Annotated in this window: 16 protein-coding genes; 8 read left to right on the top strand and 8 right to left on the bottom strand. The window is 71.3% G+C overall.

From position 1 onward, the window contains the following. Window positions 1-75 precede the first annotated feature (75 nt). Window positions 76-1,311 (top strand): phosphoserine phosphatase SerB, encoded by a 1,236-nt coding sequence (gene serB / locus ACFYPJ_RS28045; RefSeq protein WP_389022791.1) that lies wholly within the window; start codon window positions 76-78, stop codon window positions 1,309-1,311. Between the two features lie 248 nt (window positions 1,312-1,559). Here serB and ACFYPJ_RS28050 read toward each other — a convergent pair whose 3' ends face one another. The 4 genes from ACFYPJ_RS28050 to ACFYPJ_RS28065 form a co-directional block, all read right to left on the bottom strand. Then, entirely contained in the window at window positions 1,560-2,078 is a 519-nt protein-coding gene (locus ACFYPJ_RS28050; protein WP_389022794.1) for a SixA phosphatase family protein, read from the bottom strand. A gap of 78 nt (window positions 2,079-2,156) precedes the next feature. Beyond that, window positions 2,157-2,360 (bottom strand): hypothetical protein, encoded by a 204-nt coding sequence (locus ACFYPJ_RS28055; RefSeq protein ID WP_389022797.1) that lies wholly within the window; start codon window positions 2,358-2,360, stop codon window positions 2,157-2,159. Window positions 2,361-2,529: 169 nt separating this feature from the next. After that, on the bottom strand, window positions 2,530-2,646 hold the full coding sequence (locus ACFYPJ_RS28060) for an SGM_5486 family transporter-associated protein (RefSeq protein ID WP_389022800.1): 117 nt from the start codon (window positions 2,644-2,646) through the stop codon (window positions 2,530-2,532). Window positions 2,647-2,886: 240 nt separating this feature from the next. Further along, on the bottom strand, window positions 2,887-4,305 hold the full coding sequence (locus tag ACFYPJ_RS28065; protein ID WP_389022802.1) for a CynX/NimT family MFS transporter: 1,419 nt from the start codon (window positions 4,303-4,305) through the stop codon (window positions 2,887-2,889). 82 nt (window positions 4,306-4,387) lie between these two features. Between ACFYPJ_RS28065 and ACFYPJ_RS28070 the strand changes: the two genes are divergently transcribed. Then, window positions 4,388-5,080, top strand: coding sequence for a FadR/GntR family transcriptional regulator (locus tag ACFYPJ_RS28070; protein WP_389022805.1), 693 nt, complete (start codon window positions 4,388-4,390; stop codon window positions 5,078-5,080). Window positions 5,081-5,390: 310 nt separating this feature from the next. Here ACFYPJ_RS28070 and fabI read toward each other — a convergent pair whose 3' ends face one another. Continuing rightward, the gene (gene fabI, locus ACFYPJ_RS28075; RefSeq protein ID WP_389022808.1) at window positions 5,391-6,158 is read right to left on the bottom strand and encodes an enoyl-ACP reductase FabI; all 768 of its coding nucleotides are present in this window, start codon (window positions 6,156-6,158) and stop codon (window positions 5,391-5,393) included. 5 nt (window positions 6,159-6,163) lie between these two features. Further along, window positions 6,164-6,868 (bottom strand): 3-oxoacyl-[acyl-carrier-protein] reductase, encoded by a 705-nt coding sequence (gene fabG, locus ACFYPJ_RS28080; protein ID WP_389022810.1) that lies wholly within the window; start codon window positions 6,866-6,868, stop codon window positions 6,164-6,166. A gap of 276 nt (window positions 6,869-7,144) precedes the next feature. Between fabG and ACFYPJ_RS28085 the strand changes: the two genes are divergently transcribed. The 3 genes from ACFYPJ_RS28085 (at window position 7,145) to tyrS (ending at window position 11,393) form a co-directional block, all read left to right on the top strand. Beyond that, on the top strand, window positions 7,145-8,668 hold the full coding sequence (locus tag ACFYPJ_RS28085; RefSeq protein ID WP_389022813.1) for a TldD/PmbA family protein: 1,524 nt from the start codon (window positions 7,145-7,147) through the stop codon (window positions 8,666-8,668). After that, entirely contained in the window at window positions 8,665-10,059 is a 1,395-nt protein-coding gene (locus tag ACFYPJ_RS28090) for a metallopeptidase TldD-related protein (protein ID WP_389022816.1), read from the top strand. Before ACFYPJ_RS28085 ends, ACFYPJ_RS28090 begins: the two co-directional genes overlap by 4 nt. A 65-nt stretch (window positions 10,060-10,124) precedes the next feature. Beyond that, window positions 10,125-11,393, top strand: a complete 1,269-nt coding sequence (gene tyrS / locus ACFYPJ_RS28095) for a tyrosine--tRNA ligase (protein WP_389022819.1) — start codon at window positions 10,125-10,127, stop codon at window positions 11,391-11,393. Window positions 11,394-11,482: 89 nt separating this feature from the next. On the opposite strand, the gene ACFYPJ_RS28100 is transcribed toward tyrS, so the two are convergent. Next, a complete protein-coding gene (locus tag ACFYPJ_RS28100) occupies window positions 11,483-11,767 on the bottom strand; it encodes a GlsB/YeaQ/YmgE family stress response membrane protein (protein WP_389022822.1) in 285 nt (94 codons plus the stop codon). A 324-nt stretch (window positions 11,768-12,091) separates the two neighbouring features. Here ACFYPJ_RS28100 and ACFYPJ_RS28105 point away from each other — a divergent pair, with 324 nt between their 5' ends. The 3 genes from ACFYPJ_RS28105 to ACFYPJ_RS28115 all read left to right on the top strand — a co-directional run bounded on the left by ACFYPJ_RS28105 (window position 12,092) and on the right by ACFYPJ_RS28115 (window position 13,390). Further along, window positions 12,092-12,490 carry a DUF3099 domain-containing protein gene (locus ACFYPJ_RS28105; RefSeq protein ID WP_389022825.1) on the top strand — a complete coding sequence of 133 codons (399 nt, stop codon included), beginning with the start codon at window positions 12,092-12,094 and terminating at the stop codon, window positions 12,488-12,490. Between the two features lie 424 nt (window positions 12,491-12,914). Next, window positions 12,915-13,124, top strand: coding sequence for a hypothetical protein (locus tag ACFYPJ_RS28110; RefSeq protein WP_389022828.1), 210 nt, complete (start codon window positions 12,915-12,917; stop codon window positions 13,122-13,124). Window positions 13,125-13,150: 26 nt separating this feature from the next. Beyond that, window positions 13,151-13,390: a hypothetical protein gene (locus ACFYPJ_RS28115; protein WP_389022831.1), complete on the top strand. Its 240-nt coding sequence runs from the start codon at window positions 13,151-13,153 to the stop codon at window positions 13,388-13,390. A 258-nt stretch (window positions 13,391-13,648) separates the two neighbouring features. Here ACFYPJ_RS28115 and moaA read toward each other — a convergent pair whose 3' ends face one another. After that, the gene (moaA, locus tag ACFYPJ_RS28120; RefSeq protein ID WP_389022833.1) at window positions 13,649-14,638 is read right to left on the bottom strand and encodes a GTP 3',8-cyclase MoaA; all 990 of its coding nucleotides are present in this window, start codon (window positions 14,636-14,638) and stop codon (window positions 13,649-13,651) included. Between the last annotated feature and the right edge of the window lie 70 nt (window positions 14,639-14,708).

The following is a 14,708-nucleotide window of genomic DNA, read 5'->3' on the forward strand; positions in this document are numbered from 1 at the left end:
ACACCAACTGTTCCGTGTCCGCCTGCCGGACCTCAGGGGCAGCAGGCACGGAGTGCCGGATACGGTGGATGAACCATGAGCGCTTCGCGAACTTCCGAGGTCCCCACCCTCCTCGTCAAGATCTTCGGCAAGGACCGGCCCGGTATCACGGCCGGCCTGTTCGACACCCTTGCCGCCTTCTGCGTCGACGTGGTCGACATCGAGCAGGTCGTCACTCGTGGCCGGCTCGTGCTCTGTGCGCTCGTGACCGAGCCGGCCGCCGGGCTGGAGGGTGCCCTGCGGTCCACCGTGCACAGCTGGGCCGACTCGATGAAGATGCAGGCGGAGATAATCTCCGGGCACGGCGACAACCGTCCGCGCGGTCTCGGCCGGTCCCTGGTGACCGTGCTGGGCCATCCGCTCACCGCCGAGTCGACGGCCGCCGTCGCCGCCCGGATCGCGAAGACCGGCGGCAACATCGACCGGATCTTCCGGCTCGCCAAGTACCCGGTGACCGCGGTCGAGTTCGCGGTGTCCGGTGTGGAGACCGAGCCGCTGCGCACCGCCCTGGTGTCGGACGCGGCGGCGCTCGGCATCGACATCGCCGTCGTCGCCGCGGGCCTGCACCGCAGGGCCCAGCGGCTGGTCGTGATGGACGTCGACTCGACCCTCATCCAGGACGAGGTGATCGAACTCTTCGCCGCTCACGCGGGCTGCGAGGACCAGGTCGCCGAGGTGACCGCCGCCGCCATGCGCGGGGAACTGGACTTCGAGCAGTCGCTGCACGCGCGTGTGGCGCTGCTGGCGGGGCTGCACGCCTCGGTGGTGTCCAAGGTGCGCGGCGAGGTGCGGCTGACGCCGGGGGCGCGCACCCTGATCCGCACACTGAAGCGGCTCGGCTACCAAGTCGGCGTGGTGTCCGGCGGATTCACCCAGGTCACCGACGACCTCAAGGAACGGCTGGGGCTCGACTTCGCCCATGCCAACACCCTGGAGATCGTCGACGGGAAGCTGACCGGCCGGGTCATAGGTGACATCGTCGACCGGGCGGGCAAAGCGCGGCTGCTGCGCCGGTTCGCCGCCGAGGCCGGTGTCCCGCTCGCCCAGACGGTGGCGATCGGCGACGGCGCCAATGACCTGGACATGCTGAACGCGGCCGGTCTGGGCGTCGCCTTCAACGCCAAGCCGGTCGTCCGCGAGGCCGCGCACACCGCGGTGAACGTTCCCTTCCTGGACACGGTCCTGTACCTGCTGGGCATCACTCGCGAAGAGGTCGAGGCGGCGGACGCCCATGAGGAGACCGACCCGGCGGACCCGCACGACGAGGGCTGAACCGACCCGCTCACCCGGACCATCCGCACCCGGCGGTCGTACAGGACGGCCGTATCCGGCGGCGCATCCCGTGGCGCATCCCGCTCGGTCGGGGTCCGGCACCGCGGCGGCGCCGAACCCCGATCATGCCGACCCCGACCGACCGTGCCGAACCCCGATCATGCCGACCCGGACCGTGCCGGATCCCGACCGGCCCCCGACGAGGCCGACGGAGATCAGAGGCCGACGGAGATCCGGAGATCAGCCGGTCACTCGGAGGGCGCCCAGTAGTCCGCCAGCGCCGCCACGCCCGGCTCCAGGCCCTTCCAGGAGCAGTCGAAGGACAGTACGGCGAAGGCCGCGGCGGGGAAGCCGCGGCGTTCCATCCGCTCACGCGTGTCGCCGTCGGCGGTACTGGACAGGATCTCGGTCAGGCCGTGCATACCCGGGTTGTGGCCGATCAGGATCAGGTTCCGGTTGTCGTCCGGGACCTCGTTGAGCACGGCGATGATCTCGCCGGGCGACGCCTCGTAGAGCCGCTCCTCGTAGACGGTTTTCGGCCGGTGCGGGAGTTCCTGTACGGCGAGCTTCCAGGTCTCACGGGTCCGGACCGCGGTGGAGCACAGGGCCAGATCGAAGGAGATGCCGTTGTCGGCCAGTCTGCGACCGGCGACTGCGGCGTCCATGCGGCCCCGCTCGGCGAGCGGCCGCTCATGGTCGGTCACCTGTGGCCAGTCGGCTTTCGCATGCCGGAAGAGGACGATCTTACGGGGTTCTGCGACGCTCATGTGATCCAGCTTCGCATGAAACAAACCATGCGGCGCAGGGAGTTGACCGGCGGCTTCCGGGCCGACGGGCACCCCGGTCTAGCGGGTCACCAGCTGCTGCACGCGTTCGATGAGGTGGGTGACGCCCGGATCACCGGTGGCCGCCTGGGCGTCGGAGGGGTTCAGGACCAGCAGCAGGAAGACGAAGCCGAGCGTGGGCAGGGCCAGCGCCCACCAGGGCAGCCGGATGTCGAGGCCGCCCATGGTCGCCGGGCGGGGCCGGGTGCGCGTACGGGCCGACATGATCGCCTCCGCTGGTCTCCGAGTGGTGTGTGAGCGCCTGTCGCGGTCACATCTCGAAGGTAGGCAATCCGCGGGCGTCAACCCATCCGGTGATCCACCTACTTCACCCTGACACTCACCCCCTAGGGGATGGTGGGGCTGGCCCCACCCCCGGGCGGCCGGGATGTGCTCAGGGGGACAGGAGAGTCGCGACGATGGCGATGAGGGCGAAGATGGCGAAGAACGAGCCGAAGACGAGCAGCATCTTCTTCTGGCTGTTCTGAGGGTTCGGGTCGAGCACAGGCATGCCGCCCAGTCTCGCATCCCCCGGGCGCGTCCGGGTCGCCGGGGCACCGGAGACGGCTCGGGCGAGTCGCGGCGAGCGGCGGCCCGCACCCGGATTCGAGAGCGTGCCGCACCAGAACCGAGAACGGACCGCATCCAGACCCCAGACGTGCCGCACCTCGATCGAGAACGGACCGCAGACGTGCCGCCCCCGGACATCGTCCGGACGGGCCCGGCTCTCCGGGACGGGTCCGCGTGCGGTTCAGCCGGTTGCCTCCTCCTCGACGGTCCGGTTGCGGCCCGCCAGTACGCCCACCACGATCTGCGGGATCATGAGACCGGCCATGAGGGCGATGGGCAGGCCCCAGCCGCCGCTGCTCTGGTAGAGCACCCCGACCAGGAGCGGCCCGGGGATCGATATCAGGTAGCCGGTGCTCTGTGCGAAGGCGGAGAGCTGGGCGACTCCCGCGCCGGTCCTGGCCCGCATGCCGACCATGGTGAGGGCCAGCGGGAAGGAACAGTTGGAGATGCCGAGCAGCAGGGCCCAGGCCCAGGCGCCGCCCGCCGGGGCCAGGTACAGGCCCGCGTAGCCGGCCAGGCCGCAGATGCCGAGCGCGAGCACGATCGGCCCCTGGCTGGGCAGCCGGGCGGCCAGCCGCGGGATCACGAAGGCCAGCGGTACGCCCATGAACATGGTGACGGCCAGGAGCAGGCCCGCGGTGCTCGCGGAGACACCCGCGTCGCGGAAGATCTGCGCCATCCAGCCCATGATGATGTAGGCGGCGGTGGCCTGGAGCCCGAAGAAGACGGCGAGCGCCCAGGCCGTGCGGCTGCGGGCGATCCGCAGCTCGGGCGCCTGCTGCCCGGCTGCCGAGGACGCGGACGTCTGATGGCGCTCGTCCGGCGCGGGCCCGGATGACTTTTGCCGCTCGTCCGCCACGGCCCCGGATGCCGGGTGCCGGTCGTCCACTGCGGGCGCGGGCGCCTGGTCGGGGGCGGCCCGCCGGTCCCGGACCAGCGGCAGCCACGGCAGGATCGCCGCTGCGGCGAGCACCGCCCACACCCCGAGCCCGGCCCGCCAACTGCCGCCGAGCGCCTCGGTCATGGGCACGGTGACCGCGGCGGCCAGCGCGGTGCCGAGAGCGAGGGCCATCGAGTACAGGCCGGTCATGGAGCCCACCCGGTCCGGGAACCAGCGCTTGACGATGACCGGCATGAGGACGTTGCTGACCGCGATGCCCATCAGCGCCAGGGCGCTCGCGGCGAGGAACCCGGCGGTGCCCCCGGCGAACGGCCGGACGGCCAGGCCCGCGGCGATGGCGGCCATGCCGGCACACACCACCGCGGCGGGGCCGAAACGGCGGGCCAGCCTGGGGGCCATGACGCCGAAGACGGCGAAGCAGAAGGGCGGTACGGAGGTGAGCAGCCCGGTCACGCTGCCGCTCATGCCGAGGCTGTCGCGGACCTCCTCCAGGAGCGCGCCGAGGCTGGTGATGGCCGGGCGGAGATTGAGTGCGGCGAGGACGATGCCGACGACGACCAGCCGCATCGCCCACGCGCGCGTGGCGCCCGCCGGGGCCGCGGGGGTGCCGGGCGCCCCGGGGCGTGTGCCGCTCGCGGCGGGCGGCGCGGCCGTCCGCCGCTTGGTCGTGTCCGTCGGCCGGGTTTCCTTGCTCACCATGCATCTCATCATAGAATGATGGGATGATTGGCTGTCCATCCTCGAGTCTCCACGGTCCGGACCCGGCGTGCGAAGGTGTGCCATGCCCCTGAGCCATCCCCGTCGCTCGGCGCTGTCCGAGCAGGTCATCGCCGAGCTGCGGAACCAGATCGCCTCCGGCGAGTGGCCGGTCGGCTCCCGCATCCCGACGGAACCGGAGCTGGTCGAGCAGCTCGGCGTCGCCCGCAACACGGTCCGTGAGGCCGTCCGCGCGCTCGCCCACAACGGCCTGCTGGACATCCGCCAGGGTTCCGGCACCTTCGTCGTGGCGACCAGCGAGCTGGCCGGCGTGATGCACCGGCGCTTCGCCGACGCCGATCCGCGGCACATCGCCGAACTGCGTTCCACGCTGGAGTCGTCCGCGGCGAGACTGGCCGCCCAGCGGCGCACCGAGAAGGATCTGAAGCAGTTGGAGGCCCTCCTCGTGCGGCGCGAGGAGGTCTGGGAGTCGGGTGACGCGGAGGCGTTCGTGACCGCGGACGCCACCTTCCACCTGGCGGTGGTGGCGGCCTCGCACAACGACGTCATGACCGCCATGTACGCGGACCTGGGCGAGGTGCTGCGGGACTGGCTGCGCGCGGACGTGGGCACCGGTCTGACGCCGGAGACGTACATGGACCACGCCCGGCTGGTCGACGCGATCCGCACGGGCGACGCGGAGACGGCCGGGGCGGAGGCGGCGAGCTATCCGTTCCTGTGTCGTCCTGGCCGGCTCGGCCTGCAGTCCCCCGGCTGAAGAACGTGGAGAACACCACCGCCGGGACCGGTGAGGGCCGTGCGGCGCTCCGCCCGGACAGCGGTGGGCGGCCAGTACGTCATGCCACGCCGCGTCTCACGCGTCGGACCACGCATCACGTAACCCGTCGGGCCGTACGCGCGCGTGCGGCCCGACGGGTTACCCGTGCCCGGTGCCGGGCCGACGGGCCGAGCGGATGGATCCGGACCGGCAAGGGGCCGCCTTCGATCCCGAACGGACCGAGGCCCGCACCCCAGCGGGTGCGGGCCTCGGTCCACGGCCGGGCAGGCGGCCGGCCGGCGGGCTTCGGTCAGGCGCCGATGGCGTGCAGGCCGCCGTCCACGTGGATGATCTCGCCGGTGGTCTTCGGGAACCAGTCGCTCAGCAGGGCGACGATGCCCCGGCCGGCCGGCTCGGGGTCGGTCAGGTCCCACTCCAGCGGGGAGCGGTTGTCCCAGATGGCGGCCAGGCCGTCGAAGCCCGGGATGGACTTGGCGGCCATGGAGCCGATCGGGCCCGCGGAGATCAGGTTGCAGCGGATGTTCTGCTTGCCCAGGTCACGCGCCATGTAGCGGTTGGTGGCCTCCAGGGCGGCTTTCGCCGGACCCATCCAGTCGTACTGCGGCCAGGCGAACTGGGCGTCGAAGGTGAGGCCCACGACCGAGCCGCCGTTCTGCATCAGCGGCAGGCAGGCCATGGTGAGCGACTTCAGAGAGAACGCCGAGACGTGCATGGCCGTGGCGACCGACTCGAACGGGGTGTTCAGGAAGTTGCCGCCCAGGGCGTCCGGCGGCGCGAAGCCGATGGAGTGCACGACACCGTCGAGGCCGCCCAGCTCCTCCCCGACGACGTCGGCCAGCCGGCCCAGGTGCTCGTCGTTGGTGACGTCCAGCTCGATGACCTTGGTGGGCTTGGGCAGCTTCTTGGCGATGCGCTCGGTCAGCGTCGGCCGCGGGAAGGCGGTCAGGATGATCTCCGCGCCCTGCTCCTGGGCCAGCTTGGCCGCGTGGAAGGCGATGGAGGACTCCAGCAGCACACCGGTGATCAGGACGCGCTTGCCTTCGAGGATTCCGCTCATGGTGATCAGTGACCCATTCCCAGTCCGCCGTCAACGGGGATGACGGCTCCAGTGATGTACGAGGCGTCGTCCGAGGCGAGGAACCGCACCGTCGCGGCGACCTCCTCCGGCTGCGCGTAGCGGGCGAGCGGCACCTGCGCGACGATCTCCGCGCGCTGCTCGTCGGTGAGCGCCCTGGTCATGTCGGTGTCCACGAAACCGGGCGCGACGACGTTGAAGGTGATGTTGCGCGAGCCCAGCTCCCGGGCGAGGGAGCGGGCGAAGCCGACGAGCGCGGCCTTGGAGGCGGCGTAGTTCGCCTGCCCCGCGGAGCCGAGCAGCCCCACGACGGAGGAGATCAGCACGACGCGGCCCTTCCGGGCGCGCAGCATGCCGCGGTTGGCGCGCTTGACCACCCGGAAGGTACCGGTGAGGTTGGTGTCGATGACCGAGGTGAAGTCGTCCTCGGACATGCGCATCAGGAGCTGGTCCCGGGTGATGCCGGCGTTGGCGATCAGCACCTCGACCGGGCCGTGCTCGGCCTCGATCTCCTTGTATGCCTGCTCCACCTGGTCGGGGTCGGTGATGTCGCACTTGACGGCGAGGAAGCCGGACGGCGGCTCACCCGACCGGTAAGTGATCGCGACCTTGTCGCCTGCGTCGGCGAAAGCGCGGGCGATGGCGAGGCCGATGCCCCGGTTGCCTCCGGTGACGAGAACCGAGCGGCTCAACGGATCACCCTTTCATTTGCGGTCTGACACATCCGCCCGAACACCTGGATGACAGGCGGCTACGTCGAAAACCTATCGGGCCGGGCACGCCGGGGAGCGATCGGGCGCCCACAGTGGCTCGCGCGGGTCGCTGTCGGGTCCCTACAGAAAGCCCGGCACGACGGACCGGATCCCGTGGGCTCGCGGGCCCGGTGGCGCGGACCGAAACATGTGGTCCGGGGACCCGGTCGCGCGACATGATCGGATCCGACAGGCCACGACAGCAGGGAGACCTCCGTGCCCCATTCCATCGACGAAGCCTTCACGGCGCTGCCGCTACGGATCCTGGCCGACGCCGCGCTGGCACGCGCGCGTGCATTGGGGGCCGCGCACGCGGACTTCCGGTTCGAGCGGGTGCGCAGTGCGTCCTGGCAGCTGCGGGACGCCAGGCCCGCGGGAACGTCCGACACCACCGACCTCGGCTACGCGGTGCGGGTCGTGCACGGCGGCACCTGGGGCTTCGCGTCCGGGGTCGACCTGACCCCGGACGCCGCCGCCAGGGTCGCCGGACAGGCCGTCGCGATGGCGAAGCTCTCCGCCCAGGTGATCAGGGCCGCCGGGTCGGACGAGGTGGTCGAGCTGGCCGACGAGCCGGTGCACGCCGAGCGGACCTGGGTCTCGTCGTACGAGATCGACCCGTTCTCGGTGCCCGACGAGGAGAAGTCGGCGCTGCTGGCCGACTGGAGCGCGCGGCTGCTGGCGGCGGACGGTGTCAGCCATGTGGACGCCTCGCTGCTCACCGTGCACGAGAACAAGTTCTATGCCGACACGGCGGGGACCGTCACCACGCAGCAGCGGGTGCGGCTGCATCCGCAGCTGACCGCGGTGTCGGTCGACGAGGCCAGTGGCGAGTTCGACTCGATGCGCACCCTCGCCCCGCCGGCCGGCCGCGGCTGGGAGTACCTCACCGGCACCGGCTGGGACTGGGACGGCGAGCTGGAGCGGATCCCCGGGCTGCTCGCCGAGAAGATGCGCGCGCCGAGCGTCGAGGCGGGCCCGTACGACCTGGTCGTCGACCCGTCCAACCTGTGGCTGACCATCCACGAGTCCATCGGCCACGCCACCGAGCTGGACCGGGCGCTCGGCTACGAGGCCGCCTACGCGGGCACCTCCTTCGCCACCTTCGACCAGCTGGGCAAGCTGAAGTACGGCTCCGAGCTGATGAACGTCACCGGTGACCGCACCGCCGAACACGGCCTGGCCACCGTCGGGTACGACGACGAGGGCGTCGCGGCCCAGTCCTGGGACCTGGTCAAGGACGGCACGCTGGTCGGCTACCAGCTGGACCGGCGCATCGCGCGGCTGACCGGTTACGAACGTTCCAACGGGTGCGCGTTCGCCGACTCCCCCGGGCATGTGCCCGTGCAGCGGATGGCCAACGTGTCGCTCCAGCCGGACCCGGCGGGGCTGTCCACGGAGGACCTGATCGGGAGCGTCGACCGGGGCATCTACGTCGTCGGCGACCGGTCCTGGTCGATCGACATGCAGCGCTACAACTTCCAGTTCACCGGACAGCGCTTCTTCAAGATCGAGAACGGGCGGATCACCGGTCAGCTGCGGGACGTCGCCTACCAGGCCACGACCACCGATTTCTGGGGTTCCATGGCGGCCGTCGGCGGCCCGCAGACCTATGTGCTGGGCGGCGCCTTCAACTGCGGCAAGGCGCAGCCGGGCCAGGTGGCCGCCGTGTCGCACGGGTGCCCCGCCGCCCTGTTCAAGGGCGTCAACATCCTCAACACTACGCAGGAGGCCGGCCGATGAGCGCCCGTACCGACAAGCCGCACGAGATCGTCGAGCAGGCTCTCGCGCTGTCCCGGGCCGACGGGTGCGTGGTGATCGCCGACGAGCACTCGACCGCCAATCTGCGCTGGGCGGGCAACGCGCTGACCACCAACGGCGTCACCCGCGGTCGCACGCTGACCGTGGTGGCGACCGTCGACGGCAAGGAGGGCACGGCCTCCGGGGTGGTGTCCCGCTCGGCCGTGACCGCCGCGGAACTGGAGCCGCTGGTCCGGGCCGCGGAGGCCGCCGCGCTCGGCGCCGGGCCGGCCGAGGACGCCCAGCCGCTGGTCACGGGCGTGCCGGAGTCCCCGGACTTCGCCGACGCGCCCGCCGAGACCTCGTCGGCGGTGTTCGCGGACTTCGCTCCGGCGCTCGGCGAGGCGTTCGCACGCGCGCGTGCGGGCGGCCGGGAGCTGTACGGCTTCGCCCATCACGAGCTGGTCTCCACGTACCTGGGCACGTCCACGGGGCTGCGGCTGCGGCACGACCAGCCCACCGGCACCCTGGAGCTGAACGCCAAGTCGCCGGACCGTACGCGCTCGGCGTGGGCGGGCCGCTCCACGCGGGACTTCAAGGACGTCGACCCGGGCGCGCTCGACGCCGAGCTGGCCGTACGCCTCGGCTGGGCCGAGCGGCGGATGGAGCTGCCCGCGGGCCGCTACGAGACGCTGCTGCCACCGACCGCGGTGGCGGACCTGCTGATCTACCAGCTGTGGTCGGCGTCGGGCCGGGACGCGGCCGAGGGCCGGACGGTGTTCTCCAAGCCGGGCGGTGGCACCCGCCTCGGCGAAAAACTCACCGAGCTGCCGCTGACCCTGCGCAGCGACCCGGCCGAGCCCGGTCTGGAGAGCGCCCCGTTCGTCGTCGCGCACGCCTCCGGGGGCGATCAGTCGGTGTTCGACAACGGGCTGCCGGTACGGGGCACGGAGTGGATCGGCGACGGCGAGGTGAAGCACCTGACGACCACCCGGCACAGCGCGGCCCTGACCGGGCTGCCGGTGGCCCCGGCGATCGGGAACCTGATCCTGGACGGCGGCGACGAACGCTCGCTTCAGGAGATGGTCGCGGGCACCCGGCGCGGGCTGCTGCTGACCTGCCTCTGGTACATCCGCGAGGTCGACCCGGCGACGCTGCTGCTGACCGGGCTGACCCGGGACGGCGTGTACCTCGTGGAGAACGGCGAGGTGACCGGGCAGGTCAACAACTTCCGGTTCAACGAGTCGCCGGTGGACCTGCTGGGGCGGGCCGCGGAGGCCGGGCGGACCGAGAAGACGCTGCCGCGCGAGTGGAGCGACTGGTTCACCCGGGCCGCGATGCCCGCGCTGCGCATCCCGGATTTCAACATGAGCTCTGTCAGCCAGGGCGTATAACCTCGTAGGCGTTCCCGGCCGGCCGTCGGCCGGCCGGCCGAGATATCCGAGGAGACACGAGAGACGTGACGGACATCGTCGACGAGCTGAAGTGGCGCGGGCTGTTCGCCCTGTCCACCGACGAGGATGCTTTGCGCAAGGCGCTCGCGGACGGTCCCGTCACGTTCTATTGCGGTTTTGACCCGACCGCGCCGTCGCTGCACGTGGGGCACCTGGTGCAGGTGCTGACCGTGCGCCGGCTCCAGCAGGCAGGGCACCGACCGCTGGCCCTGGTGGGCGGCGCGACGGGGCTGATCGGCGACCCGCGTCCGACCGCGGAGCGCACGCTGAACGACCCGGAGACGGTGGCCGGCTGGGTGCACCGGCTCCGCGGCCAGATCGAGCCGTTCCTCTCCTTCGAGGGGGAGAACGCGGCGGTCATGGTCAACAACCTGGACTGGACCGAGGGTCTGTCCGCGATCGAGTTCCTGCGGGACATCGGCAAGCACTTCCGGGTCAACAAGATGCTGACGAAGGACTCCGTGGCCCGGCGTCTGGAGTCCGACCAGGGCATCAGCTACACGGAGTTCAGCTACCAGATCCTCCAGGGCATGGACTTCCTCCAGCTCTACCGGCGGTACGGCTGCACGCTGCAGCAGGGCGGCAGCGACCAGTGGGGCAACCTCACGGCCGGTCTCGACCTGATCCACAGGCTGGAGCCGCACGCGGACGTGCACGCGCTGGCGACGCCGCTGATGACCAAGGCGGACGGCACGAAGTTCGGCAAGACGGAGGGCGGCGCCGTCTGGCTCGACCCGGAGATGACGTCGCCGTACGCGTTCTACCAGTTCTGGCTGAACGTGGACGACCGGGACATCTCGACGTACCTGCGGATCCTGTCCTTCAAGTCCCGTACGGAGTTGGAGGAGTTGGAGCGGCAGACCGAGGAGCGGCCGCAGGCCCGGGCGGCGCAGCGCGCGCTGGCCGAGGAGCTGACGACTCTGGTGCACGGCGCCGACCAGACGGCCGCGGTGATCGCGGCGTCCAAGGCGCTGTTCGGCCAGGGCGAGCTGGCGGGGCTCGACGAGCGGACCCTGACGGCCGCGCTGTCCGAGGTGCCGCACGTCCGGGTCGCCGAGCTGGGTCAGGTGACCGACCTGTTCGCCGAGGTCGGCCTGGTGCCGAGCAAGTCGGCCGCGCGCCGCACGGTCAAGGAGGGCGGTGCCTACGTGAACAACGTGAAGATCACCGCCGAGGACGCCGTCCCCGCACCGGAGGACCTGCTGCACGGCCGCTGGCTGGTGCTGCGCCGGGGCAAGAAGAACCTGGCGGCGGTCGAGGTCACGTCCGCCTGAGGTTTTGGCCCGGATGAAGACGGAGGGCGGTCCCCACCCGGGGCCGCCCTCCGTCCTGTCCTGTGACGCCGTCCTGTCCGCCGGCGCCCTCAGGCCCTCCGCTCCTGTTTCCGCCGCCCCCAGACCGCCATGTACACCATGTCCCCGAGGAAGACGATGATGATCGCGGCGATGAGCTGGAAGAGGTGCCGGGTCCAGTCGACACCCGGGGTCGAGGCGACGCCGGCGGCGCGCGCGACCGCGTTGCCCACGATGGCGCCGAGGATGCCGAAGATGGTGGTCAGCCAGAGAGGACTGTGCTGTTTGCCCGGGATGACCGCTTTGGCGATGATGCCGAGCACGAATCCCACGATGATCGCCCACAACCAACCCATGGTCGCCTCCTCGTCCCGCTCGACGTGAGCACTACGCCCAGTTTCCGGCCGTGCGCCGTACGGCGCATGTCGGGTACGGCCATGCGGTACGGGCGCGGGCCCGGGCATCTGGTACGGGCGCGAGTGCGGCCATCGGGCACGGGCGCGAGTGCGGGCGCGCTGTGCACCAGGGCACACCAAGTCCGCCCAGGCGGGAGCCGCCCCGGTCTCGTCGACGGAACAGGGGCGGCGTAACGTGGACGCTGTCCTGGCCCGATGTGCCCACCGGGTGCGGGCCTGGTACGGGCCGGGGAGAATCCCGAGGCGGGCGGATGGTGAAAAGTGATGCGGAAGCAACGCGGTGACGGCAACGTCCAGGTGTTCCGGATCACCGGCGCCCGGACCGGCCTGGCCGAAGATGTGCGCGGCCGGCAGCGCCGGTACGTCATCTCCATGTCCATCCGGACCCTCGCGGTGATCCTCGCCGCCTCGCTCTGGAACGTCGAACGACACGTCGCGATCGTGGCGTTGGTGCTCGGGGCGATCCTCCCCTATGTCGCGGTGGTGATCGCCAACGCGGGCCGGGAGCGTCCGCCGTCGCTCCCGTCGACCTTCGTGACCACGCCTCTGCGGCCGACGCTCACGCCGCCGCCCGCTGCGGACGACCCGGCGGGGTCCGGCCCGGAACACGTCAAGGCGGATCCGGCGACAGGGGTGGGCGGTGAGCGGCCCGGCACCGTGTGAGCTGGGCGGATGCGCTCCTGGGCGTTACCGGGGACCGGTCGTACAAAAGGCGACGCCGAGCAGCCACGGGGGGAGCTGCCCGGCGTCGGTCCGTCGCTCCGACGGGGGATGCGGAGCGCGTAGGAAGTATGTCACGGGTGAGCGGCGGCCCGGCACCGGAACGACATTTTGATCTGAGCTTTTCTTGAGGCGGCCGTGAACAGGGCGTTCCCCCCGCCCCCGGGCCGCCCCGCCCCCACAGCCAGGCCATCGAGCGGCGCCTACCACACTGCCACCGAAAGCTCAAGAAAAGCTCAGCTCAATCATGCAGTTCCAGTGCCGGGCAGCGGGGTACCCATGCCAAACTTCCTGGGCGCTCCGCACCCCGCAGGAGCGACGGACCGGCAACGGCCGACTTCCCCAGCCATGCGCCAGGAGGCCTCCCATGCTCGCGATCTGGCAGAATGTCAGGTTTGCCACGGCATTCGTGGTGTTTGTGCCGCTGGCCTTCGTCTGCCTGACGCTGCTCGTCATCGGGCTGGCGGTGCTGGTCCTGCCGCAGTCACGGCATCCCAGCGCGTTCCGGACCATGGGGATCCTCCGGCAGGTGGTCGAGGTGCTGGTGTCCGGGCGGCAGTCGGCGCTGCGTTCCTGACGTGCGGATTCGGTTAGGGTCAGGGCGTGAACGCGAATGCCCCCGGCACCGGACCGACCTCTCCGCGCTGCTCCGCCAAGGGCTGCCTCGCCGACGCCGTGTGGGTGCTCGCCTGGAACAACCCAAAGATCCACACGCCGGAGCGGCGGAAGACCTGGCTCGCCTGTGAGGAGCACCGCGAGCACCTGTCCCAGTTCCTCGGGGTACGGGGGTTCCTGAAGGACGTGGTGCGGCTGGAGGCGTGGCAGGAGCAGCCGGGAGGCTGAAGTCGAGGCTCGTACGCCTGAGGCCGAGGCTCGTGCGCCGCGGGCCGGTCGTCGCCGGTCGCGCCCACCCGGCGGAGCCGCATGCCGGTACGGCTCCGTATCCTGCGATACAGCTCCGCACTCTCCGGTACGGCTCCGTACCCTCCGATACAGCCCTGGACCGTCCGACATACCGTGCCCCTGCGATATGACTCCGACTCCGGGCCCGGCCGGTACACGTGCCGCCCGCTACAGCCCCGGGCCCGGCCGGAGCCGCGCTCAGCCGCCGATCGCGGACATCGGCCTGTCCGGCTGGATGAAGTCCGGGTCGTCCAGTCCCGCTCCCGCCTTCTTGCCCCACATCGCCTGGCGCCAGATACGGGCGATCTCCTCGTCGGGCGCACCGGAGCGCAGCGCGCCGCGCAGGTCGGTCTCCTCCCGGGCGAACAGGCAGGTGCGTATCTGCCCGTCCGCGGTCAGCCGGGTGCGGTCGCAGGCCGCGCAGAACGGGCGGGTGACGGAGGCGATGACGCCGACCCGCTGCGGGCCGCCGTCGACCAGCCAGCGTTCGGCCGGGGCCGAGCCGCGCTCCTCGGCGTCCTCCGGAGTCAGCTCGAAGCAGGTGCGCAGCGCGGCCAGGATGTCCGCGGCCGTGACCATGCCCTCGCGTTTCCAGCCGTGCTGGGCGTCCAAGGGCATCTGCTCGATGAAACGCAGTTCGTAGCCGTGCTCCAGCGCCCAGGCGAGGAGGTCCGGGGCCTCGTCCTCGTTCAGGCCCGGCATCAGGACCGCGTTGACCTTGACCGGGGTGAGGCCCGCGGCGCGGGCCGCGTCGAGGCCGTCCAGGACGTCCTGGTGGCGGTCGCGGCGGGTGAGGGTCTTGAAGACGTCCGGGCGGAGCGTGTCGAGGGAGACGTTGACCCGGTCCAGGCCGGCCGTCTTCAGCGCCGCAGCCGTGCGCCGCAGGCCGATGCCGTTGGTGGTGAGGGACGTCCGGGGGCGCGGTTCGAGGGCCGCGACCCGCTCGACGATGCCGGCCAGGCCGGGGCGCAGCAGGGGCTCACCGCCGGTGAAGCGGACCTCGTCGATGCCGAGGGAGGTGACGGCGACGCCGATCAGCCGGACGATCTCGTCGTCGGTGAGCAGGTCGGGCTTGGCCAGCCACTGCAGGCCCTCCTCGGGCATGCAGTAGGTGCAGCGCAGATTGCACCGGTCGGTCAGCGAGACCCGCAGGTCGGTGGCGACTCGGCCGTAGGTGTCAATGAGCACGTGGGCCCCCTCCCTCGTCCCGGACAGTCTTCTTACGTCACCTGCGAGCCTACGTGACACCACTGACATC

The sequence above is a fragment of the Streptomyces sp. NPDC006012 genome (genome assembly GCF_042871185.1).
In the GTDB taxonomy this organism is placed as follows: domain Bacteria; phylum Actinomycetota; class Actinomycetes; order Streptomycetales; family Streptomycetaceae; genus Streptomyces.

What these genes read in the sequence shown, in the direction of transcription:
- serB (WP_389022791.1), top strand. Translation starts at nt 76, where the DNA reads ATGAGCGCTTCGCGAACTTCCGAGGTCCCCACCCTCCTCGTCAAGATC.
- ACFYPJ_RS28050 (WP_389022794.1), bottom strand. Translation starts at nt 2,078, where the DNA reads ATGAGCGTCGCAGAACCCCGTAAGATCGTCCTCTTCCGGCATGCGAAA.
- ACFYPJ_RS28055 (WP_389022797.1), bottom strand. Translation starts at nt 2,360, where the DNA reads ATGTCGGCCCGTACGCGCACCCGGCCCCGCCCGGCGACCATGGGCGGC.
- ACFYPJ_RS28060 (WP_389022800.1), bottom strand. Translation starts at nt 2,646, where the DNA reads ATGCCTGTGCTCGACCCGAACCCTCAGAACAGCCAGAAGAAGATGCTG.
- ACFYPJ_RS28065 (WP_389022802.1), bottom strand. Translation starts at nt 4,305, where the DNA reads ATGGTGAGCAAGGAAACCCGGCCGACGGACACGACCAAGCGGCGGACG.
- ACFYPJ_RS28070 (WP_389022805.1), top strand. Translation starts at nt 4,388, where the DNA reads ATGCCCCTGAGCCATCCCCGTCGCTCGGCGCTGTCCGAGCAGGTCATC.
- fabI (WP_389022808.1), bottom strand. Translation starts at nt 6,158, where the DNA reads ATGAGCGGAATCCTCGAAGGCAAGCGCGTCCTGATCACCGGTGTGCTG.
- ACFYPJ_RS28090 (WP_389022816.1), top strand. Translation starts at nt 8,665, where the DNA reads ATGAGCGCCCGTACCGACAAGCCGCACGAGATCGTCGAGCAGGCTCTC.
- ACFYPJ_RS28100 (WP_389022822.1), bottom strand. Translation starts at nt 11,767, where the DNA reads ATGGGTTGGTTGTGGGCGATCATCGTGGGATTCGTGCTCGGCATCATC.
- ACFYPJ_RS28105 (WP_389022825.1), top strand. Translation starts at nt 12,092, where the DNA reads ATGCGGAAGCAACGCGGTGACGGCAACGTCCAGGTGTTCCGGATCACC.
- ACFYPJ_RS28110 (WP_389022828.1), top strand. Translation starts at nt 12,915, where the DNA reads ATGCTCGCGATCTGGCAGAATGTCAGGTTTGCCACGGCATTCGTGGTG.